The sequence below is a fragment of the Escherichia sp. MOD1-EC7011 genome, from assembly GCF_002965005.1.
Lineage (GTDB): Bacteria > Pseudomonadota > Gammaproteobacteria > Enterobacterales > Enterobacteriaceae > Escherichia > Escherichia ruysiae.
Map to the genome: position 1 here is coordinate 1 of NZ_PTRD01000030.1, position 19,852 is coordinate 19,852.

Annotated in this window: 18 protein-coding genes and 1 riboswitch; of the genes, 4 read left to right on the top strand and 14 right to left on the bottom strand. The window is 52.0% G+C overall.

Annotation, left to right across the window (positions count from 1 at the left end; genetic code table 11):
* Positions 1-66 precede the first annotated feature (66 nt).
* From A7098_RS15755 to moaA, 6 genes are all read right to left on the bottom strand, one after another.
* Positions 67-771, bottom strand: a complete 705-nt coding sequence (locus tag A7098_RS15755; RefSeq protein WP_000373623.1) for a Bax inhibitor-1/YccA family protein — start codon at positions 769-771, stop codon at positions 67-69.
* A gap of 134 nt (positions 772-905) precedes the next feature.
* A complete protein-coding gene (moaE, locus tag A7098_RS15760) occupies positions 906-1,358 on the bottom strand; it encodes a molybdopterin synthase catalytic subunit MoaE (RefSeq protein ID WP_105281064.1) in 453 nt (150 codons plus the stop codon).
* Position 1,359: 1 nt separating this feature from the next.
* Positions 1,360-1,605: a molybdopterin synthase sulfur carrier subunit gene (gene moaD / locus A7098_RS15765; protein WP_105281065.1), complete on the bottom strand. Its 246-nt coding sequence runs from the start codon at positions 1,603-1,605 to the stop codon at positions 1,360-1,362.
* The gene (gene moaC, locus A7098_RS15770) at positions 1,598-2,083 is read right to left on the bottom strand and encodes a cyclic pyranopterin monophosphate synthase MoaC (RefSeq protein WP_000080885.1); all 486 of its coding nucleotides are present in this window, start codon (positions 2,081-2,083) and stop codon (positions 1,598-1,600) included. Before moaC ends, moaD begins: the two co-directional genes overlap by 8 nt.
* Before the next feature lie 2 nt (positions 2,084-2,085).
* Positions 2,086-2,598 carry a molybdenum cofactor biosynthesis protein B gene (gene moaB, locus A7098_RS15775; protein WP_000084634.1) on the bottom strand — a complete coding sequence of 171 codons (513 nt, stop codon included), beginning with the start codon at positions 2,596-2,598 and terminating at the stop codon, positions 2,086-2,088.
* A gap of 21 nt (positions 2,599-2,619) precedes the next feature.
* Positions 2,620-3,609, bottom strand: a complete 990-nt coding sequence (moaA, locus tag A7098_RS15780) for a GTP 3',8-cyclase MoaA (RefSeq protein WP_001295301.1) — start codon at positions 3,607-3,609, stop codon at positions 2,620-2,622.
* A riboswitch (molybdenum cofactor riboswitch) is annotated at positions 3,597-3,741 on the bottom strand. Its footprint overlaps the gene before it by 13 nt.
* Before the next feature lie 265 nt (positions 3,742-4,006).
* Between moaA and yvcK the strand changes: the two genes are divergently transcribed.
* Positions 4,007-4,915 carry a uridine diphosphate-N-acetylglucosamine-binding protein YvcK gene (gene yvcK / locus A7098_RS15785; protein WP_010347415.1) on the top strand — a complete coding sequence of 303 codons (909 nt, stop codon included), beginning with the start codon at positions 4,007-4,009 and terminating at the stop codon, positions 4,913-4,915.
* A gap of 211 nt (positions 4,916-5,126) precedes the next feature.
* On the opposite strand, the gene uvrB is transcribed toward yvcK, so the two are convergent.
* The 5 genes from uvrB to bioB form a co-directional block, all read right to left on the bottom strand.
* Positions 5,127-7,148 carry an excinuclease ABC subunit UvrB gene (gene uvrB / locus A7098_RS15790; RefSeq protein ID WP_000042545.1) on the bottom strand — a complete coding sequence of 674 codons (2,022 nt, stop codon included), beginning with the start codon at positions 7,146-7,148 and terminating at the stop codon, positions 5,127-5,129.
* Between the two features lie 573 nt (positions 7,149-7,721).
* Entirely contained in the window at positions 7,722-8,402 is a 681-nt protein-coding gene (gene bioD, locus A7098_RS15795; protein WP_105281066.1) for a dethiobiotin synthase, read from the bottom strand.
* Positions 8,395-9,150, bottom strand: coding sequence for a malonyl-ACP O-methyltransferase BioC (gene bioC / locus A7098_RS15800; protein ID WP_105281067.1), 756 nt, complete (start codon positions 9,148-9,150; stop codon positions 8,395-8,397). Before bioC ends, bioD begins: the two co-directional genes overlap by 8 nt.
* On the bottom strand, positions 9,137-10,291 hold the full coding sequence (gene bioF / locus A7098_RS15805) for an 8-amino-7-oxononanoate synthase (protein WP_105281068.1): 1,155 nt from the start codon (positions 10,289-10,291) through the stop codon (positions 9,137-9,139). Before bioF ends, bioC begins: the two co-directional genes overlap by 14 nt.
* Complete coding sequence (bioB, locus tag A7098_RS15810) at positions 10,288-11,328, bottom strand: biotin synthase BioB (protein WP_000951210.1); 1,041 nt, start codon at positions 11,326-11,328, stop codon at positions 10,288-10,290. Before bioB ends, bioF begins: the two co-directional genes overlap by 4 nt.
* Before the next feature lie 86 nt (positions 11,329-11,414).
* Between bioB and bioA the strand changes: the two genes are divergently transcribed.
* The 3 genes from bioA to A7098_RS15825 all read left to right on the top strand — a co-directional run bounded on the left by bioA (position 11,415) and on the right by A7098_RS15825 (position 14,673).
* Positions 11,415-12,719 carry an adenosylmethionine--8-amino-7-oxononanoate transaminase gene (gene bioA, locus A7098_RS15815; protein ID WP_105281069.1) on the top strand — a complete coding sequence of 435 codons (1,305 nt, stop codon included), beginning with the start codon at positions 11,415-11,417 and terminating at the stop codon, positions 12,717-12,719.
* A gap of 42 nt (positions 12,720-12,761) precedes the next feature.
* Entirely contained in the window at positions 12,762-13,238 is a 477-nt protein-coding gene (locus A7098_RS15820; protein ID WP_000767386.1) for a kinase inhibitor, read from the top strand.
* Positions 13,239-13,389: 151 nt separating this feature from the next.
* Positions 13,390-14,673, top strand: coding sequence for a putative acyl-CoA thioester hydrolase (locus tag A7098_RS15825; protein ID WP_105281070.1), 1,284 nt, complete (start codon positions 13,390-13,392; stop codon positions 14,671-14,673).
* Positions 14,674-14,813: 140 nt separating this feature from the next.
* Here A7098_RS15825 and A7098_RS15830 read toward each other — a convergent pair whose 3' ends face one another.
* The 3 genes from A7098_RS15830 to A7098_RS15840 form a co-directional block, all read right to left on the bottom strand.
* Positions 14,814-17,075, bottom strand: coding sequence for a hydratase (locus A7098_RS15830; RefSeq protein ID WP_105281071.1), 2,262 nt, complete (start codon positions 17,073-17,075; stop codon positions 14,814-14,816).
* A gap of 182 nt (positions 17,076-17,257) precedes the next feature.
* Positions 17,258-18,691: an anion permease gene (locus A7098_RS15835; RefSeq protein ID WP_001036486.1), complete on the bottom strand. Its 1,434-nt coding sequence runs from the start codon at positions 18,689-18,691 to the stop codon at positions 17,258-17,260.
* A gap of 75 nt (positions 18,692-18,766) precedes the next feature.
* Positions 18,767-19,819 (bottom strand): 4-oxalomesaconate tautomerase, encoded by a 1,053-nt coding sequence (locus tag A7098_RS15840; RefSeq protein ID WP_105281072.1) that lies wholly within the window; start codon positions 19,817-19,819, stop codon positions 18,767-18,769.
* Between the last annotated feature and the right edge of the window lie 33 nt (positions 19,820-19,852).

A 19,852-nucleotide genomic window follows, 5' to 3' on the forward strand; every position in this document is an offset into this window, starting at 1 on the left:
TATATACTTATTATCGAATAGATAAAAAAGCCCGGGGTCGTTCCGGGATTTTTATAAGAAATGCGTTTAACGGCGGTTGCCAAAGATCCGCAGCAACATCAGGAACAGGTTGATGAAGTCCAGATACAACGTTAAGGCGCCAAGAATGGAATATTTACGCAGGTTCGACGTGTCGCGGGTATCAATCTGTTCACCCATATTTTTCAGTTTCTGAGTGTCATACGCCGTCAGTCCAACAAAGACAATCACGCCGATGTAGGTGACTGCCCACATTAATGCTTCGCTTTTCAGCCAGAAGTTCACCAGCGAGGCTATGACGATACCAATTAATGCCATAAATAGCATATTGCCGAAGCCACTTAAATCGCGTTTCGTGGTGTAACCATACAGACTCATCGCGCCGAACATCCCGGCGGTGACAACGAAGGTACTGGCAATAGAGGCGGCAGTGTAGACAATGAAAATACTGGAGAGCGTTAAGCCCGTTAGCGCCGAATAAAGCATAAAGAGCATCGTCGTTACGCCCGCGCTGAGTTTTTGAATCATCGCTGATAACACGATAACCAGAGCTAATTGCGCGATTATCAAACCGATTAAGAAGACACGGTTAGTGAATAGCAGCTCCATAACGGCAGCAGAGTTGGCTGCATACCAGGCAACAAATGCGGTCAGTAACAAACCAACTGTCATCCAGCCATAGACTTGCGCCATATAGGTTTGCAAGCCAGCACGGGGTTGTACGATTGAATCTGAACGTGGGAATCTGTCCATGACTTTCTCCTGAAGATATAAGGAATATCTAAAGGATACTGCAAATGATGAGGGTGTGCATCGACGCAGCGTAAACGTATGTCCAGAGCGATGAAATTGCCGGATGCAGCGGTGCCTTATCCGGCTAACAAAAACTACCAGCGTTTTGCCGCCTGCTGATCGCTCTCCCGGGCTTCAACCCAGCGGTCGCATTCCGGCGTGGCTTCACGCTTCCAGAACGGTGCGCGGGTTTTGAGATAGTCCATAATAAACTGCCCGGCTTCAAACGCGCTGCTACGATGCGCGCTGGTGACCCCGACAAATACGATTTCATCGCCCGGCCATAATTCGCCAATGCGATGAATCACCGTGACTCTCCCCAGCGGCCAGCGGTTACGCGCCTCATCCACGATTTCCGCCAGTGCTTTTTCCGTCATCCCCGGATAGTGTTCGAGGGTTAATGCTTTGACGCTGTCGCCCAGGTTATGGTTGCGCACCTTACCGGTAAACGTGACCACTGCACCATCTTCGTCACGCTCAGCCAGCCACGGGTACTCTTCCCCAACGCTAAAAGGCTGAGATCCGACAACAATTTTGGTTTCTGCCATCTTAACCTCCGGTTACCGGCGGGAAGAAAGCCACTTCGTCGCCGTCAGTCAGCGGATGGTCAAAACTCACCAGCGTCTGGTTGACGGCAGCCAGCAATTTGCCATCTTCCAGCGCCAGCGTCCAGCGATCGCTCTGCGCTGCCAGGTGTTGGCGTAATGCTTCTACGGTTGAGAAATCCGCAACCACTTCGGTTGCATCCGTTCCTACCAACTCGCGCACCTGGGCGAAAAAAAGAACTTTAATCATCCGCTTCCACCTTAAAATCACCCGACTTGCCGCCGCTCTTCGCCAGCAAACGTACCGGACCAATCACCATATCTTTTTGCACCGCTTTGCACATGTCATAAATGGTCAGCGCCGCCACGGAGGCTGCGGTTAATGCTTCCATTTCGACACCCGTTTTCCCGGTCAGGCGGCAAAGCGTTTCAATTCGTACCCGATTATGTTCCGGCTCAGCCTGTAAATTGACTTCAACTTTGCTGAGCATCAGCGGATGACAAAGCGGGATCAGATCCCAGGTGCGTTTTGCCGCCTGAATACCGGCAATGCGCGCAGTGGCAAATACGTCGCCTTTGTGATGGCGACCATCAATGATCATCGCCAGCGTCTCACTGCGCATGGTGACAAAGGCTTCGGCGCGCGCTTCACGCACAGTTTCCGCTTTGGCGGAGACATCCACCATGTGCGCTTCGCCAGCGGCGTTGATATGGGTCAGTTGCGACATACTTATTTCTTCAAATGTGGATGGAAATTGCACGGACGCGTACGGGCATCCAGCTGCGGGGCGATGATATTTTCCCAGGCGGTGCGGCACGCTTTAGTCGAGCCGGGCATCGCGAAAATCAGCGTTTTGTTAGCAACACCCGCCACCGCCCGAGATTGCAGCGTTGCGGTGCCAATCTCTTCGAACGACAGCATACGGAACACTTCGCCGAAGCCTTCGACTTCACGATCGAACAGCGGCAACAGTGCTTCTGGCGCCTGATCGCCTTCTGTCAGGCCAGTACCACCTGTAATCAGCACCACTTGTACATCGTCGCTGGCGATCCACGCAGATACCTGAGCGCGAATGGCGTAGCGGTTTTCTTTGACAATGGCTTTATCGACAACGTGATGGCCTGCTTCCTGCGCCGAGTCGCGCAGATAGTGACCGGAGGTATCGTCTTCTTCACCGCGACGATTAGAAACCGTAAGAATAGCAATACGGGTCGGGATAAATTCAGTGCTTACCTGACTCATCTGATCTCTCCTTTTGACGTTTTAACCGCCAATGTACGATAAGTTTTGCGTAATACCGGTGTTGTTTTGATGCAGGAAATGGGTCTGTTTTTTCTCCCGCAGCGCCGCCGAAATACGCGCTTCCAGCGCCTGTTGCTGGGTATCGTCTTCCAGCAGATCGCGCAGGTTAACGCCGCCTTCACCAAACAGGCAGAGATGGAGTTTACCAATGGAGGAGACGCGCAGGCGGTTGCAGGTGGCGCAGAAGTCTTTTTCATACGGCATGATAAGGCCGATCTCTCCGGCGTAATCCGGATGACAAAAGACTTGTGCGGGGCCGTCGCTGCGTTGACGAAGCTGATGGATCCAGCCGCGACGCAGCAGCTCGTCACGCAGAACCTGACCAGAAATATGGTGCTTGCGGAAGAGTTCGCTGCCCTCGCCCGTTTCCATCAGTTCGATAAAACGCAGCTGAATGGGGCGATGCTGGATCCAGTTCAGAAAGGTGTCGAGTTGATGATGATTGACATCCCGCATCAGCACGGTATTGACTTTAACCTTCTCAAACCCGGCTTCAAATGCAGCATCGATGCCTGCCATTACCTGGTTGAATTTATCCTGCCCGGTAATGGCATGAAACTGACGGGCGTCGAGGCTATCAACGCTGACGTTAATGCCCGTCAGGCCTGCATCGCGCCAGTTCGCGACATCGCGTTCCAGGCGATAACCATTGGTGGTGACCGCAATCTGGCGAATAGCGTCGTTTTCCCGCACAGCGGCGATGATATCGGTAAAGTCGCGACGTAAAGACGGCTCGCCGCCTGTCAGACGCACTTTTTCGGTGCCCAGACTGGCGAAGGCGCGAGTAACCCGACGAATTTCATCGACGGTCAGGAAGCCTTTATTAGTGACGCCGCTCGGCTTGTAGCCATCCGGCAGGCAGTAGGTGCAACGAAAGTTACACACATCGGTAATCGACAGGCGCAAGTAGTAAAACTTACGCGCAAATGCATCAGTCAGTTGTGAAGCCATGTACACCTTTCCAGATACGGGAGGCGAAGTCATTTCTTCCTTCGCCCTGGTGGCAATCTTTATGAGCATTGTCACGGCCAAAGCACCGTATCAGTTGACCCAGGTGCAGAGGCTAGAGTGTTTAGTGGTTATGCCGATACTAGCGTGTAAATGAGATTTTTACCATTCACACTTTCCGCTATGTAATCATGTATATAGCGTCATGATCGTGCTATTTCCCTACAGAATAAGGGAAAATGATGGTTTTACTTTGATGTACATCATCAGCAATGCAGTGCGTATATCGTCCTTTAGAGGTAGAAAACAATTATTTGTATCCTCAATATTGGCGGGTTAATTGCTGTTTCCCTGTCAGTTGCGCTACTGTAGCGCGGATAATCTGACTTCAGGAATTTATATGCGCAATCGTACGCTGGCTGACCTTGATCGTGTCGTTGCTCTCGGCGGAGGGCATGGACTGGGACGCGTTCTCTCATCACTTTCGTCTTTGGGTTCTCGTTTAACGGGCATTGTGACCACCACCGATAACGGTGGTTCAACAGGGCGTATTCGCCGCTCAGAAGGCGGTATTGCCTGGGGCGATATGCGCAACTGTCTTAATCAGTTAATTACAGAACCCAGCGTCGCTTCCGCGATGTTTGAATATCGTTTTGGCGGTAATGGCGAGCTTTCCGGGCATAACCTTGGAAACCTGATGTTAAAGGCGCTGGACCACCTTAGCGTGCGGCCTCTGGAAGCCATCAATTTAATTCGTAATCTGCTGAAAGTGGATGCGCATTTGATTCCGATGTCAGAGCATCCCGTTGATCTGATGGCGATTGACGATCAGGGGCATGAAGTTTACGGCGAGGTAAATATTGACCAGTTAACCACGCCGATTCAAGAATTACTGTTAACCCCTAATGTGCCTGCTACGCGTGAAGCTGTACATGCTATCAATGAAGCAGATCTGATTCTTATCGGGCCAGGCAGTTTTTATACCAGCCTGATGCCGATCCTGCTGCTTAAGGAAATGGCGCAGGCATTACGCCGCACGCCAGCACCGATGGTCTATATCGGCAATCTGGGACGTGAACTTAGCCTACCAGCGGCGAATCTGAAACTGGAAAATAAGTTGGCGATTATGGAGCAGTATGTCGGTAAAAAGGTTATTGATGCCGTCGTCGTTGGGCCGAAAGTGGATGTTTCTGCGGTCACCGACAGAATAGTGATTCAGGATGTACTGGAGGCCAGCGATATCCCCTATCGTCATGACCGCCAGTTGTTACATAACGCACTGGAAAAGGCGTTACAGGCGTTGGGTTAACGGAAAACCGGAAGAACATTCCGGCGTCAGATTGCAGACAAAGTGCGCGTTGTTCATGTCGGATGCGGCGTGAACGCCTTATCCGGCCTACAAATCGCGCAAATTCAATATATTGCAGAGTGCATGTAGGCCTGATAAGCGTAGCGCATCAGGCAATTTTACGTTTCTCATCAGCCTCAAACCAGAAAAACATTCCGGCTTTTTCATCTCGTCACGAAGCCGCAATAAACAGCTCACGCAACTGATGCAACTGGTCACGAATTTGCGCCGCCTCTTCGAACTCCAGGTTTTGTGCGTGTTTCATCATCTGCCCTTCCAGTTCATGGATTTTCTGCTGCAACGCTTTTGGCGACATATCCATCGGCACATTATCCGGCTCAACAATCGCGCGCGCTTTCCCTCTGCCCTTGGCTTTGGTTTTAGCAATGTTCTGCCCCAGCGCCAGGATATCGACCACTTTCTTGTTCAGCCCTTGTGGTGTAATGCCATGCTCTTCGTTGTACTTCTGCTGTTTCTCGCGGCGACGTTCGGTTTCGCCAATCGCTTTCGCCATTGACGGGGTTATCTTATCGCCGTAGAGAATCGCTTTACCGTTAACGTTACGTGCCGCACGACCAATGGTCTGGATCAACGAACGTTCAGAACGCAGGAAGCCCTCTTTGTCGGCGTCGAGGATTGCCACCAGCGACACTTCCGGCATATCCAGACCTTCGCGCAGTAAGTTGATGCCAACCAGCACATCGAACTCGCCCAGACGCAAGTCGCGGATGATTTCCATACGTTCAACGGTATCAATGTCGGAGTGAAGATAACGCACGCGCTCGCCGTGTTCTTCGAGATATTCGGTGAGGTCTTCCGCCATCCGCTTGGTCAGCGTCGTCACCAGAACGCGTTCGTTAATTGCCGCCCGCAGGCGAATTTCTGAAAGAAGATCATCGACCTGGGTCGCGACCGGACGCACTTCGATAATCGGATCAAGCAATCCGGTTGGACGCACCACCTGATCCACCACGTCGCCGCCGGATTTCTCCAGTTCATAGTTGCCGGGCGTCGCGGAAACATAGATGGTTTGCGGGGCTAATGCTTCGAACTCTTCAAACTTCAGCGGACGGTTATCCAGCGCCGATGGCAGGCGGAAACCATACTCCACCAGCGTTTCTTTACGCGCCCGGTCGCCGCGATACATACCGCCTATCTGCGGAATGGTGACGTGTGATTCATCAACCACCAGCAGCCCATCGGCAGGCAGGTAATCAAACAGCGTCGGCGGTGGCTCGCCAGGCCCACGCCCGGAAAGAAAGCGAGAATAGTTTTCGATGCCCGAGCAATATCCCAGCTCATTCATCATCTCCAGATCAAACTGGGTACGCTGGGTCAGCCGCTGCTCTTCCAGCAACTTGTTATTTGCCAGCAGTACCTTGCGCCGATCCGCCAGTTCTTCTTTAATCTCTTCCATCGCCTGCACAATGCGCTCGCGCGGCGTAACATAGTGCGTTTTCGGGTAGATGGTATAACGCGCAATGGTCGAGATAATCTGCCCGGTTAGTGGGTCGAAAAGCGAGAGACGTTCCACTTCTTCGTCGAACAATTCTACACGTAGCGCAACGTCGTCGGACTCTGCCGGGAAGATGTCGATCACCTCACCCCGCACGCGAAAAGTGCCGCGCTGGAATGCCTGGTCGTTGCGGGTATATTGCAACTCCGCCAGGCGACGCAGGATCGCGCGCTGATCGATAATCATACCGACCGTGAGGTGCAGCATCATCTTGAGATATAAATCAGGATCGCCCAGACCATAAATTGCGGAAACTGACGCTACGACAATAACATCTCGCCGCTCCAGCAACGCTTTGGTTGCTGAAAGTCGCATCTGTTCGATATGTTCGTTTACTGAGGCATCTTTCTCAATAAACGTATCTGAACTCGGAACATAGGCTTCTGGCTGATAGTAATCGTAATAGGAGACGAAATACTCCACCGCGTTTTCCGGGAAGAACTCTTTCATCTCACCATATAGTTGCGCTGCCAGCGTTTTGTTGGGCGCCAGCACCATGGTTGGGCGTTGCAGGTCAGCGATGACATTAGCAATAGTGAAGGTTTTCCCCGACCCCGTCACGCCAAGCAAAGTCTGATGCGCGAGGCCATCCTCCAGCCCCTCTTTGAGGCGTCGAATCGCCTCCGGCTGATCGCCAGAAGGTTTGAACGCGGAATTCAGTTTGAATGGTTTACTCATGAGTTGCTACCTGAAGGAATGGGCGGGCAGGTGTGTAATTTTACTCGTCATGATTAATAATGCCAATAAATTATACTGGATAAAAAAACAGTCTCACACCACAACATTTCTGTTACGCCGTAAACTAAGGTCTAAACCGTAGGCAAAATTGACGCTGTGACGAGATAAAACTCTGGTCTGCAGGGTTATCCCCAGAGCAATGGCTTTTTTAACATTTGTCAAGATGGCTGATGACGGATTTATTGCAGGAGATGACACTTTCCTGACAGCCATTGCATTTATCTAACAGATTGAAAAATAAAAAATATTTATTTAAGCCGTCTTTAGCGCCAATTTGCGTGCAAGCCGCGTATTCTCTCGCTTACCTTACGTTTTCTAACTCTAATGCACATGGTTATCCACAGGAATAGTGGATAACTACCTGCAGCCCCTATGTCCAGCCGCCTGGGCAATTCCCATACTAATCGTATAATGCCGGGGTAAAATTTTTTTCGCGATTTTTTTAGCATTTGGTTGGTTAAATTACGGGCGACCGAAGACGCGATCTCGCTCGCAATTCAACCAATTTTTTTGCTACTTCAGTGATGTGAGATTTATATATTTTCCGGTGAGCGCACTTTCTGGATTTTCCTGAAGCCAGGGAATTTCCCCCAGCAGCGGCGCGGGGATCATTCGGGTGAGCGTAGCCATATATTCAGCATGACGTTTGCCTGGCGGAGTGACATCGTTCGCCACCCAGCCTGCGAGTGTTAGTCCTGCCTGCTGTACTGCCTGTGCCGTCAACATCGCGTGATTAATACAGCCGAGTTTCACGCCAACTACCAGTATCACCGGCAGTTGTTCCTGTGTTACCCAATCCGCAAAAGTGAAAGTGTCAGAAAGCGGCGTAAACCAGCCGCCCGCGCCCTCTATCAGCACCCACTCAGCCTGGTGTTCCAGCGCACGTAATCCGGCACTCATCACCAATGGGTCAATTGGCCTGCCCTCTTGCGCGCTGATGATATGCGGCGAGGTCGGCTCTTCGAAGGTATATAGATTCACCGTGGCGTAATCCAGCTGCAGGCTGCTGTTGCGCTGTAACGCCAGTGCATCGCTGTTGCGTAAACCTTCTGCAGTCATTTCGCTACCGGAGGCAACGGGTTTGTAGCCTGCCGTCCGGTAACCTGCGGCCTTCGCGGCCTGCAACAGTGCGCAACTGGCAACGGTTTTACCCACTTCGGTGTCCGTTCCGGTGACAAAATAGCGTTTACTCACGAGTAATTACTCCCAAAAAAAGATAATAAGTCAGGGGATATCGCCCCTGCTGTTGCGGCCAGGCCAGTTGCAGTTGTTGTAACTGTGAACGGGTTAATACTCGCTGATCGCGCCCTGCGTGAAGATGCGTTGCGCCAATGCCTTTCAGCGAACGCATGGCACTGAGCGCATCATCAAACCACAGCGTGACAGGCTGCATATTATGTTGATAATGAAAACCTTTTAGCGCCTGTTCAATATCTGCTGACGGTAAAAAGCGATTGACATGGGGGCGTTCGTCTACTGCTTGCCACGCCTGATGCAGTTCGGGTAACGATCCCTGCGCCAGCGTGGTAAACGCCACTACGCCGCCGGGGCGTACTACGCGGCAAAGCTCACCTAATGCCGTGGATAAATTACCGCACCACTGCACCGCGAGATTGCTCCATGCAAGATCGAACGTCGCAGTCGCTAACGGCAGGGATTCGATATCCCCCGCCAGATAATGATCTGCGGCATCCTTCTGGCGTGCCTGGGCAAGCATTGGCGGCGAGAGATCTAACGCCATCACCTGCTCGCTGCGCTCGCGCCAGTGGCGGCTCATCCAGCCAGGTCCACAGCCAGCATCCAGCACTCGGGCGTATTTGCGTTGCGGGAGCATTGCCAGCAAGGCATCGGCGCTCTGACGCTGTAACTCTGCGTGTTGCTCATACTGTGAGGCAGCCCGACCAAATGCCGCCGCAATGGCTTGTTTATTAACCGTTGCCATGCAGCACCTCCACCAGACGGTCGATATCCTGCGTTTCATGAGCTGCGGTTAAGGTCAGGCGCAGTCGCGCAGTGCCAGCGGGTACGGTTGGCGGGCGAATCGCCGTGACCCAGCAGCCTTGCTGGCGCAGTTTTTCTGCTAGTTGTAACGCACGGCTGTTATCACCGACGATCAATGGCTGGATGGCGCTGCATGAATCCGCAAGCGTAAACGGCAAATCCTGTACTCCGGCACGAAAACGCGTAATGAGTGCTGCCAGTTTTGCGCGTCGCGCGTCACCTTCTTCACTGCGAATGACCGCCAGCGACGCACGTAATGCCTGCGCCTGAGCGGGCGGCATACTGGTGCTATAGATAAGATGGCGGGCAAATTGCAGCAGATAATCCGCCACAGTTTCAGAGCAAAGCACCGCCGCACCGCTGACACCAAATCCTTTGCCAAACGTAACCACCAGCAATTCCGGCCTCACCTGCTGTTGCCAGCAGCTACCGCGCCCCTGTTCACCGATAACACCCGTACCGTGGGCATCGTCGACCATCAACCAGCCGTTGTGCTGTTGTGTCTCACGGTGGATTTCCGTCAGCGGCGCACTATCGCCGTCCATACTGAATACGCCTTCTGTCACCACCAGTCGCAACCCTGGACAGGAGGAAGCAAGCAGGCGCGCCAGATGAGCGACATCGTTATGAGCAAAACGACGAAGCTGCGCCGGACTTAAACTGGCCGCTTCCAGCAAGGAGGCGTGGCTAAGCCGGTCGGCAACGATGCGGTCATCTTTCGCCATCATCGCGGCAATGACCGCCTGATTAGCGGCAAAACCAGAGATAAACAGCAGTGCCCGAGAATAGCCCAGCCACTCGGCCAGTTCTTCTTCCAGCGCCTGATGCGCCACGCTATAACCGCTGACGTGACCGGAACCGCCGCTACCGACGCCAAATTGCTCCGCACCCTGCCTCCAGGCACGGATAATTTGCGGATGATGGCTTAAACCTAAATAATCGTTACTGGAAAAGTTCAGATACTGGCGATCATCCGCCACCAGCCAGCGTCCGGCTCCTTGCGCCACCGGATAACGGCGACGCAAGGCATCGGCAGCACGCCGCGCATCGAGTGCCGCGTTAATCTTCTCCTGCCAGGTCATAGGGCTGCCGCGTTGTAGTATTCGTCGGTGTCCGGGGTCATCAGCGCCTGTTCCAGACGTTGCTGTTGTTCGTTATCGCCCGCCAGAACGGCGGTTTGTTGCGGATTCAGCCCCAGTTTGCGGAACAGTTGCAGGTCTTTATCTTCTTCCGGATTCGGCGTGGTCAGCAGTTTGCAACCGTAGAAAATCGAGTTTGCGCCTGCCATAAAGCACATCGCCTGAGTCTGTTCGTTCATCTGCTCGCGTCCGGCAGAAAGGCGCACATAAGAGGTCGGCATCAGGATCCGCGCTACCGCAATGGTGCGAATAAAATCAAAGGCATCGACATCATCGTTATCCGCCAGCGGCGTGCCTTTCACCTTCACCAGCATGTTGATTGGCACGCTTTCCGGCGGCGTCGGCAGGTTTGCCAGTTGCAGCAATAATCCGGCGCGATCTTTTACCGTTTCGCCTAAGCCCACAATGCCACCTGAACAGACTTTGATCCCGGCATCGCGCACTTTTTCCAGCGTATCGAGACGCTCCTGGTAGGTACGCGTGGTAATGATATTGCCGTAAAACTCCGGCGAGGTGTCGAGGTTGTGGTTGTAGTAATCCAGCCCGGCATTCGCGAGGCGCTGCGCCTGGGATTCACTTAATGTACCCAGCGTCATACACGCCTCGAGGCCCATCGCTTTTACCCCCTGCACCATCTGCTCCAGGTACGGCATATCGCGTTCGTGGGGATTCTTCCACGCCGCGCCCATGCAGAAACGTGTCGATCCAGCCGCTTTCGCTTTGCGCGCCGACTCCAGCACCTGTTCAACTTCCATCAACCGCTCGGCTTCCAGCCCGGTTTTATAGCGCGAGCTTTGCGGGCAGTATTTGCAGTCTTCCGGACAAGCTCCGGTCTTAATCGACAGCAAAGTGCTGACCTGTACCTGACGAGGATCGAAATGCTGACGATGCACCTGCTGCGCTTCAAACAGCAGATCCAGCAACGGTTTTTCAAATAATTCTGTGACTTGCGACAATGTCCAGCGTGGGCGGTGAGCCATGGGGCTTCTCCAAAACGTGTTTTTTGTTGTTAATTCGGTGTAGACTTGTAAACCTAAATCTTTTCATTTTGGTTTACAAGTCGATTATGACAATGGACGATCTTGCCTTTGACCAACGCCATATCTGGCACCCGTACACATCCATGACCTCCCCGCTGCCGGTTTATCCGGTGGCGAGCGCGGAAGGTTGCGAGCTGATTTTGTCTGACGGCAGACGCCTGGTTGACGGTATGTCGTCCTGGTGGGCGGCGATCCACGGTTACAATCACCCGCAGCTTAATGCGGCGATGAAGTCGCAAATTGATGCCATGTCGCATGTGATGTTTGGCGGTATCACCCATGCGCCCGCCATCGAGCTATGCCGCAAACTGGTGGCAATGACGCCGCAACCGCTGGAGTGCGTTTTTCTCGCGGACTCCGGCTCTGTAGCGGTGGAAGTGGCGATGAAGATGGCGTTGCAGTACTGGCAGGCCAAAGGCGAAGCACGCCAGCGTTTTCTGACCTTCCGCAATGGTTATCATGGCGATACTTTTGGCGCGATGTCGGTATGCGATCCTGACAACTCTATGCACAGCCTGTGGAAAGGCTATCTGCCAGAAAACTTGTTTGCTCCAGCCCCGCAAAGCCGCATGGATGGCGAATGGGATGAACGCGATATGGTGGGCTTTGCGCGCCTGATGGCAGCGCATCGTCATGAAATCGCTGCGGTGATCATTGAACCGATTGTCCAGGGCGCAGGCGGGATGCGCATGTATCATCCGAAATGGTTAAAACGAATCCGCAAAATGTGCGATCGTGAAGGTATCTTGCTGATTGCTGACGAAATCGCCACCGGATTTGGTCGAACCGGCAAACTGTTTGCCTGTGAACATGCAGAAATCGCGCCGGACATTTTGTGCCTCGGTAAAGCCTTAACCGGCGGCACGATGACCCTTTCCGCCACGATCACCACGCGCGAGGTTGCAGAAACTATCAGTAACGGCGAAGCTGGTTGCTTTATGCACGGGCCAACTTTTATGGGCAATCCGCTGGCCTGCGCGGCAGCGAACGCCAGCCTGGCGATTATCGAATCTGGCGAATGGCAGCAGCAGGTGGCAAAGATTGAAGCGCAACTACGCGAGCAACTGACCCCAGCCCGTGACGCCGAACTGGTTGCCGATGTGCGCGTACTGGGGGCAATTGGCGTGGTCGAAACCACTCGTCCGGTGAATATGGCAGCACTGCAAAAATTCTTTGTCGAGCAGGGTGTGTGGATACGGCCTTTTGGCAAGCTGATTTACCTGATGCCGCCCTATATTATTCGCCCGGAACAGTTGCAGCGCCTGACCGCAGCGGTAAATCGCGCCGTACTGGATGAAACATTTTTTGCCAATAACGGGAAGTCAGCGTGAGGGTTTCTGGCTACACTTTCTGCAAACAAGAAAGGAGGGTTCATGAAACTCATCAGTAACGATCTGCGCGATGGCGATAAGCTGCCGCATCGTCATGTCTTTAACGGCATGGGTTACGATGGCGATAATATTTCGCCACATCTGGCGTGGGATGATGTTCCTGCGGGAACGAAAAGTTTTGTTGTCACCTGCTACGACCCGGATGCGCCAACCGGCTCCGGCTGGTGGCACTGGGTAGTTGTTAACTTACCCGCTGATACCCGCGTATTACCGCAGGGGTTTGGCTCTGGTCTGGTGGCAATCCCTGATGGCGTGCTCCAGACACGTACCGATTTTGGTAAAGCCGGATACGGTGGCGCCGCGCCGCCGAAAGGCGAAACCCATCGCTACATCTTTACCGTTCACGCGCTGGATGTAGAACGTATTGATGTCGATGAAGGAGCCAGCGGCGCGATGGTAGGTTTTAACGTTCATTTCCACTCTCTCGCCAGCGCATCAATTACCGCGATGTTCAGTTAAATGTTCTGTCAGATGGTGCAAGGCCATCTGACATCACTTAAAGGTATTAAAAACAACTTTTTGTCTTTTTACCTTCCCGTTTCGCTAAAGTTAGTATAAAAAAGCAGGCTTCAACGGATTCATTTTTCCATTTCAAAGCCCGGAGCAACCTGTGAACACATTTTCAGTTTCCCGTCTGGCGCTGGCACTGGCTTTTGGCGTGACGCTGACCGCCTGTAGCTCAACACCGCCCGATCAACGTCCTTCTGATCAAACCGCGCCTGGTATCTCTTCTCGCCCGATTCTGTCGGCAAAAGAAGCGCAGAATTTCGATGCTCAACACTATTTTGCGTCCCTGACACCAGGTGCTGCAGCATGGAATCCTTCCCCGATTACCCTGCCTGCGCAACCTGACTTTGTTGTCGGCCCGGCGGGTACTCAAGGTGTAACGCATACCACGATTCAGGCGGCGGTAGATGCGGCAATTATCAAGCGTACTAATAAGCGCCAGTATATTGCCGTGATGCCAGGTGAGTATGAAGGTACGGTTTATGTCCCTGCGGCACCGGGCGGAATCACTGTCTACGGCATGGGCGAAAAACCGATTGATGTGAAAATTGGACTTTCCCTTGATGGTGGCATGAGCCCTGCTGACTGGCGTCATGACGTTAACCCACGCGGCAAATATATGCCCGGTAAACCAGCGTGGTATATGTACGATAGTTGCCAGAGCAAACGCAGCAACAGCATCGGCGTTCTCTGTTCTGCGGTCTTCTGGTCACAAAACAATGGCCTGCAACTGCAAAACCTGACCATCGAAAACACGCTGGGCGATAGCGTAGATGCGGGTAACCATCCGGCGGTGGCGTTGCGTACTGATGGCGACAAAGTACAGATCAACAACGTTAACATTCTTGGTCGTCAGAATACCTTCTTTGTCACCAACAGCGGTGTGCAAAACCGTCTGGAAACGAATCGTCAGCCGCGTACTCTGGTAACTAATAGCTACATCGAAGGGGATGTGGATATCGTTTCCGGCCGTGGTGCAGTGGTGTTCGATAATACCGAATTCCGCGTGGTGAACTCACGTACTCAGCAAGAAGCGTATGTGTTCGCACCGGCTACGCTGTCCAATATTTACTACGGTTTCCTTGCCGTAAATAGCCGTTTCAATGCCTCCGGTGATGGCGTCGCACAGCTGGGCCGCTCGCTGGATGTTGATGCCAATACCAACGGTCAGGTAGTGATCCGTGATAGCGCCATCAACGAAGGCTTTAACACGGCTAAACCGTGGGCCGACGCGGTGATTTCTAATCGTCCATTTGCGGGTAATACCGGCAGCGTTGATGATAACGACGAAGTACAGCGCAATCTGAATGACACTAACTACAACCGCATGTGGGAATACAATAACCGTGGCGTGGGTAGCAAAGTGGTTGCAGAAGCAAAGAAATAAGCGTTGCTAACTATTTGCCGGATGCGGCGTAAACGCCTTATCCGGCCTACGGGTCGATGCGATTTGTAGGTCGGATAAGATGCGCCAGCATCGCATCCGACAATAAGTGCCGGATGCGACCTACATTCACATGGCGCTTTTTACATCTGACGGTTTTTATTGAAGTTAATCAAACTACCCGCCTTGATAATCTCACGCTCTTCCTCAGTCAGATTTTCCATATACAGCGTAATTTCCGTAACCGGCGCATCTTCATGGATCACATAACCTTTGAAGGTCGTACCTGGATTATCCAGCGCCGCTTTAATGCCAGGAATATAAATGTAATCCCCCACTTCAAAGTTCGGCACTTCTGCCATTTGCAGCGGTAACATCCCCCAGTTGATGACATTAGAACGGTAACGTTTAGTCGCGTATTCCTCGGCAATATTCGCCAAACCGCCAATCACACGCTGGCAGCTCGCCGCCTGTTCACGCGCAGAACCATCGCCTGGTTTGACCGCATAAACCATGCTGCCAATTTCAGTTTGCAGCGGATCAATATGTTCCTGACCAGCAATCTGCTTAATGCGCGCAAACACCTCTGCCAGTTCACTGACATTCCCCGCCAGACGTTGATTTTCCAGCTCAGCAGTGGCTTTACTTCTGCCAACATAGCCTGGATCGCGACGTGACAGGGTAAACTCCGCCAGACCAATCGGATTTGAACGATATGAAGAGGTTTCACCGGAAGGAATCAATTCGTCAGTGGTAGTCACTTCGTCGAGGATCTTCGAGCACACTTTGAGGACGATATTGTCAGTCAGCGCACCCAATTCCGGCCAGTCTTTGATGTTCGGTCCATAGATCAACGGTTGCTGGGTTGCCCCTTTCACAAAGCCCTGATAAACACGGTTTTTATACGGCGTTACATCGAAGGCGTACTCCGGCACGTTGTCCCAGCAATCAAGTTCGCTGGCAGAGGTTAAATAGCCACCGTTTGCCGCAGTCGCAGCGATAGAACGAGCGTCCATCAACGCCACCGCTGACATCTGCCCATTAGCTGGCTTAGAGCCTTCGCGGTTCGGGAAGTTACGCGTGGTGTGGCGAATACTCAAACCGTTGTTGATTGGCGTATCACCCGCCCCAAAGCATGGGCCGCAGAACGCGGTTCTGATGATTGCGCCTGCGCCAATCAAATCTGCTACCACGCCTTTTTTGGCTAAATCCATAAACACCGGCTGCGATGACGGGTAAACCGCCAGCGAGAAGGTATCATTGCCACAGGATTGACCGCGCAGCGCATTTGCTGCGGCGATAACGTTTTCATAGTTACCGCCAGAACAGCCTGCGATAATCCCCTGTTGTACTTTCAGGCGTCCATTTTCCACTTTATCCAGCAGCGAGAGTCTGGCTTTACCGTGCGCCACGCGCTCGGACTCAATTTCAATCTCACGCAGAATATCGGTCAGGTTCTGGTTCAGCGTGTCGATTTCATACACGTTGCTTGGGTGGAACGGCAGCGCAATCATTGGTTTGATGGCGCTTAGATCAACGCTGATGCAGCCATCGTAGTACGCCATCGGTTGTGGATTAAGCTGGCAGTAATCCTGGCCGCGACCGTGCAGCGCCAGCCAGTTATGGACTTCTTCATCGGTTTGCCAGACGGAACTTAAACAGGTGGTTTCAGTGGTCATCACGTCAACGCTGTTGCGGAAATCGGTAGAGAGCGCAGCAACACCGGGACCTACGAATTCCATCACTTTGTTTTTGACGTAGCCGTTTTTGAACACGGCACCGATGATAGCCAGCGCCACATCCTGCGGTCCCACATAAGGTGCTGGTTTTCCGGTCAAATGCACCGCAACAACACCCGGATAGTCGATATCCCAGGTGTCATTAAGCAGTTGTTTTACCAGCTCGCCGCCGCCCTCACCGACCGCCATTGTCCCTAATGCACCGTAACGGGTGTGGCTGTCTGAACCGAGGATCATTTTGCCGCCGCCTGCCATCATTTCACGCATATATTGATGGATGACCGCAATATGCGGAGGCACAAAAATACCGCCATAACGCTGCGCTGCCGATAAACCAAAAACATGGTCATCACCATTAATGGTGCCGCCGACGGCGCACAGTGAGTTATGGCAGTTGGTCAGCACATACGGTAGCGGAAAACGTTCCATACCGGACGCTTTAGCGGTCTGTACAATACCAACAAAGGTAATATCGTGAGAGGCTAATGAATCAAACTTAATTTTAAGTTTGTCCATATTTCCGGATGTATTATGAGAAGAGAGAATAGACCAGGCAATAGTGCCTTTTTTTGCTTCTTCTTTATTAATTTCGCCGGTGAAATGTTCTTCGGTAATTATTTCGTTATTACTGGCGAGAAACACGCCTTTTTCAGATAACTTGATCATCAAATGCTCCAGATATCTGCGCACCGTAAAGTGCGCAGAAAGATAATAAATGGATATACTCTAAATAATTCGAGTTGCAGGAAGGCGACAAGCGAGTGAATCCCCAGGAGCTTACATAAGTAAGTGACTGGGGTGAGCGAACGCAGACGCAGCACATGCAACTTGAAGTATGACGAGTATATTTACAGCATGTTCCAGCCGATCAGCATATTCCACCACCATACGCCAAGGGTGATATGCACCAGGAAGGTTAATATCGTCAGAACCGCACCGACCAGCCACCAGGACTTAATGTCGTTATAGCCAACACCGAAGATAACCGGACCAGCCGCGCCGCCATAGTGAGTGACCATGCCGCCGTAGGAGTTGGAGAACAGCAGCGCCAGCGCAGTTAACATTAACGGTGCGCCGGAGACGTTCGCCAGCATGGCAAATACCGGTAACATAGCAACGATATAGGCACTACCGGAAGCGAAGAAATAACGCACGATGATGCTAAGGAAAATAATGACAAAGAAGGCAACGTTGCCATGACCATCAAATGCCAGGTTATTTTTAAAGACTTCAGCTAACCATTCGAAGAATTTAACTTTCGATAATAAGGAGCTTAAGCCGATAATACCGCCGTACCAGATTAAGGTATTCCAGCCGCCTTTATTTTTAACCACGTCTTCCCAGGTAACGATACCCAGCAGCAGCATGGTCGCCATAACAACGATTGCCACGGTGGATTCATCAACCCCCAGAGACTTACTGAAAATCCAGCCCAGCAGCGCCAGCACAAAGACACCGAGCAGCATTTTTTCGCGGATTTTCATCGGTCCCAGTTCGGCAAGGCCCGCTTTAGCAATTGTTTTGTTATCCACCTTCTTAATTTCTGGTGGATACATGGTGTAAATCACCAGCGGAGTGACCAGCAGCATAATGATGCCCGGTAAACCAGCGGCCAACGCCCATCCACCCCAGCTAATTTGCAGGTGCAGAATGTCGTTGATCATTTTCAGCGCCAGAATGTTCCCCGCCATTGCGGTAAAGAACATATAGCTGGTGGTTTTGGTGACCATGTAAATGGACATCATCAGGTAATGTCCAACACGACGCGGGCTTTTTTCCGGTTCTGACCCCAAAGCCACCGCCACGCTGTTGATGATCGGTAACACAATGCCGCCCGCACGCGCGGTGTTAGACGGTGTTGCCGGAGCCAGTACCAGGTCGAGGAATACGGTAACGTAACCCAGACCCAAGGTGGTGCTACCAATTTTACCAATCAGCAGATAGGCGATACGTTTGCCTAAGCCGGTGGTAACAAACGCGGCGCTTAAGGTGAACGCCGAGAACACCAGCCAGGTTGTACCGGAAGAGTAACCGCTTAATACGGCGGTGGTTTTAAACGCACCATCGGATAAGTTACCCACGACGACCATTGAAGCGGCAACCGCAATTAACAGTACGACAGGTTCCGGGAATGGCTTAATAACCAGACCCACAATTGCCGCCAGGTAGATACCAAACAGTACCCACGCCAGTTCGCTTAATCCTGCCGGAGCAGGCATAAAGCCAATAATACATGGGATCGCTAATATCAGAATTAGCTTCCATAACGATTTCTTATTCATTTAAAATCCTGTTCTTTCTGTATGACTCATACAGAAGTCCTTTATTGATTGTCCTTATCCTGACAACGAATTTTTTCAGGGAAGATAAACTTCACCGGAAAATATTTTTCTGGTCGTCCGAATAACAGATGCACGTAACGTCGTGGCATCCTGACCTTCATTGCTTAAATGAACGTCAAGCGCACCACTGGGGTGTTCAATATTGATATTGCCGTATCCTACAGAAGGGACGATTTGTCGGGTGACGGTGCCTTCCAGCGCACAGCTACTGGAAATGGCAATAGCACCAGTTATCGCCAGCGCGCGATGGCAAGAATGCGGCATAAAATAACGCACATTAATTGCCCCACCTTTCTGTGCTGGAGAAATAAGTACAGGTTTAGGGATAACCATATTACTGACATCGCCTAAGCCCATTGCTTTACCCGCTTGTAGACGGATAGATTCAATGCGGGCTAATAATGCTTTGTCGGCATCCAGTTCCGCTGGTAATTCATAGCCTGTTTTTCCCAGATATTCAGCCGGAATAATAACGACTGGCATCGCCATATCGATACAAGTCACCGGGACATCGTCAAAATAATCAATTTGTTTATCTGTCGGGAAGACTTTTCCAGTTTTCGTTCCTGCTGCATTCAGAAAAGTGAGCGCGACCGGCGCGGCAGTCCCTGGCACACCATCAATTCTGGCGCTACCCTCATACTCGACGACACCGTTTGGCGTTTGAACATCGGCTTCGATGAACGTGCCTGTATTGACGTTACGGATACGCACGCGGGTGACCGGTGATGTCGCTGCAATCAAACCATTTTCAATGGCGAATGCCCCAACGCCAGACAACATATTGCCGCAGTTAGGTGTGGTATCGACACGTTGCTCATGGACGATTACCTGCGCAAACAAATAATCGACATCAGCACGCGAATCGCTGGAACGGCTAATAATGGCGACTTTACTGGTCAGCGGATTACCGCCGCCGATACCGTCAATTTCCAGATCATTACCGGAACCCATAATTGCCATCAATATTTTATCGCGCTGCGTTTGATCTTCGGGTAAATGTTCCGCTAACAGGAACGCGCCCCTCGAGGTTCCACCTCGCATCATCACGCAGGGTATTTTTTTCATAATAATGCCCTCAATTTAAAAACATAACTTATT

Coding starts and splice junctions, on each gene's coding strand:
- A7098_RS15755 (WP_000373623.1), bottom strand. CDS start 771: ATGGACAGATTCCCACGTTCAGATTCAATCGTACAACCCCGTGCTGGC.
- bioF (WP_105281068.1), bottom strand. CDS start 10,291: ATGACCTGGCAGGAGAAGATTAACGCGGCACTCGATGCGCGGCGTGCT.
- moaA (WP_001295301.1), bottom strand. CDS start 3,609: ATGGCTTCACAACTGACTGATGCATTTGCGCGTAAGTTTTACTACTTG.
- moaD (WP_105281065.1), bottom strand. CDS start 1,605: ATGATTAAAGTTCTTTTTTTCGCCCAGGTGCGCGAGTTGGTAGGAACG.
- moaB (WP_000084634.1), bottom strand. CDS start 2,598: ATGAGTCAGGTAAGCACTGAATTTATCCCGACCCGTATTGCTATTCTT.
- A7098_RS15835 (WP_001036486.1), bottom strand. CDS start 18,691: ATGAATAAGAAATCGTTATGGAAGCTAATTCTGATATTAGCGATCCCA.
- yvcK (WP_010347415.1), top strand. CDS start 4,007: ATGCGCAATCGTACGCTGGCTGACCTTGATCGTGTCGTTGCTCTCGGC.
- moaC (WP_000080885.1), bottom strand. CDS start 2,083: ATGTCGCAACTGACCCATATCAACGCCGCTGGCGAAGCGCACATGGTG.
- A7098_RS15840 (WP_105281072.1), bottom strand. CDS start 19,819: ATGAAAAAAATACCCTGCGTGATGATGCGAGGTGGAACCTCGAGGGGC.
- uvrB (WP_000042545.1), bottom strand. CDS start 7,148: ATGAGTAAACCATTCAAACTGAATTCCGCGTTCAAACCTTCTGGCGAT.
- A7098_RS15830 (WP_105281071.1), bottom strand. CDS start 17,075: ATGATCAAGTTATCTGAAAAAGGCGTGTTTCTCGCCAGTAATAACGAA.
- bioB (WP_000951210.1), bottom strand. CDS start 11,328: ATGGCTCACCGCCCACGCTGGACATTGTCGCAAGTCACAGAATTATTT.
- bioA (WP_105281069.1), top strand. CDS start 11,415: ATGACAATGGACGATCTTGCCTTTGACCAACGCCATATCTGGCACCCG.
- A7098_RS15820 (WP_000767386.1), top strand. CDS start 12,762: ATGAAACTCATCAGTAACGATCTGCGCGATGGCGATAAGCTGCCGCAT.
- moaE (WP_105281064.1), bottom strand. CDS start 1,358: ATGGCAGAAACCAAAATTGTTGTCGGATCTCAGCCTTTTAGCGTTGGG.
- bioC (WP_105281067.1), bottom strand. CDS start 9,150: ATGGCAACGGTTAATAAACAAGCCATTGCGGCGGCATTTGGTCGGGCT.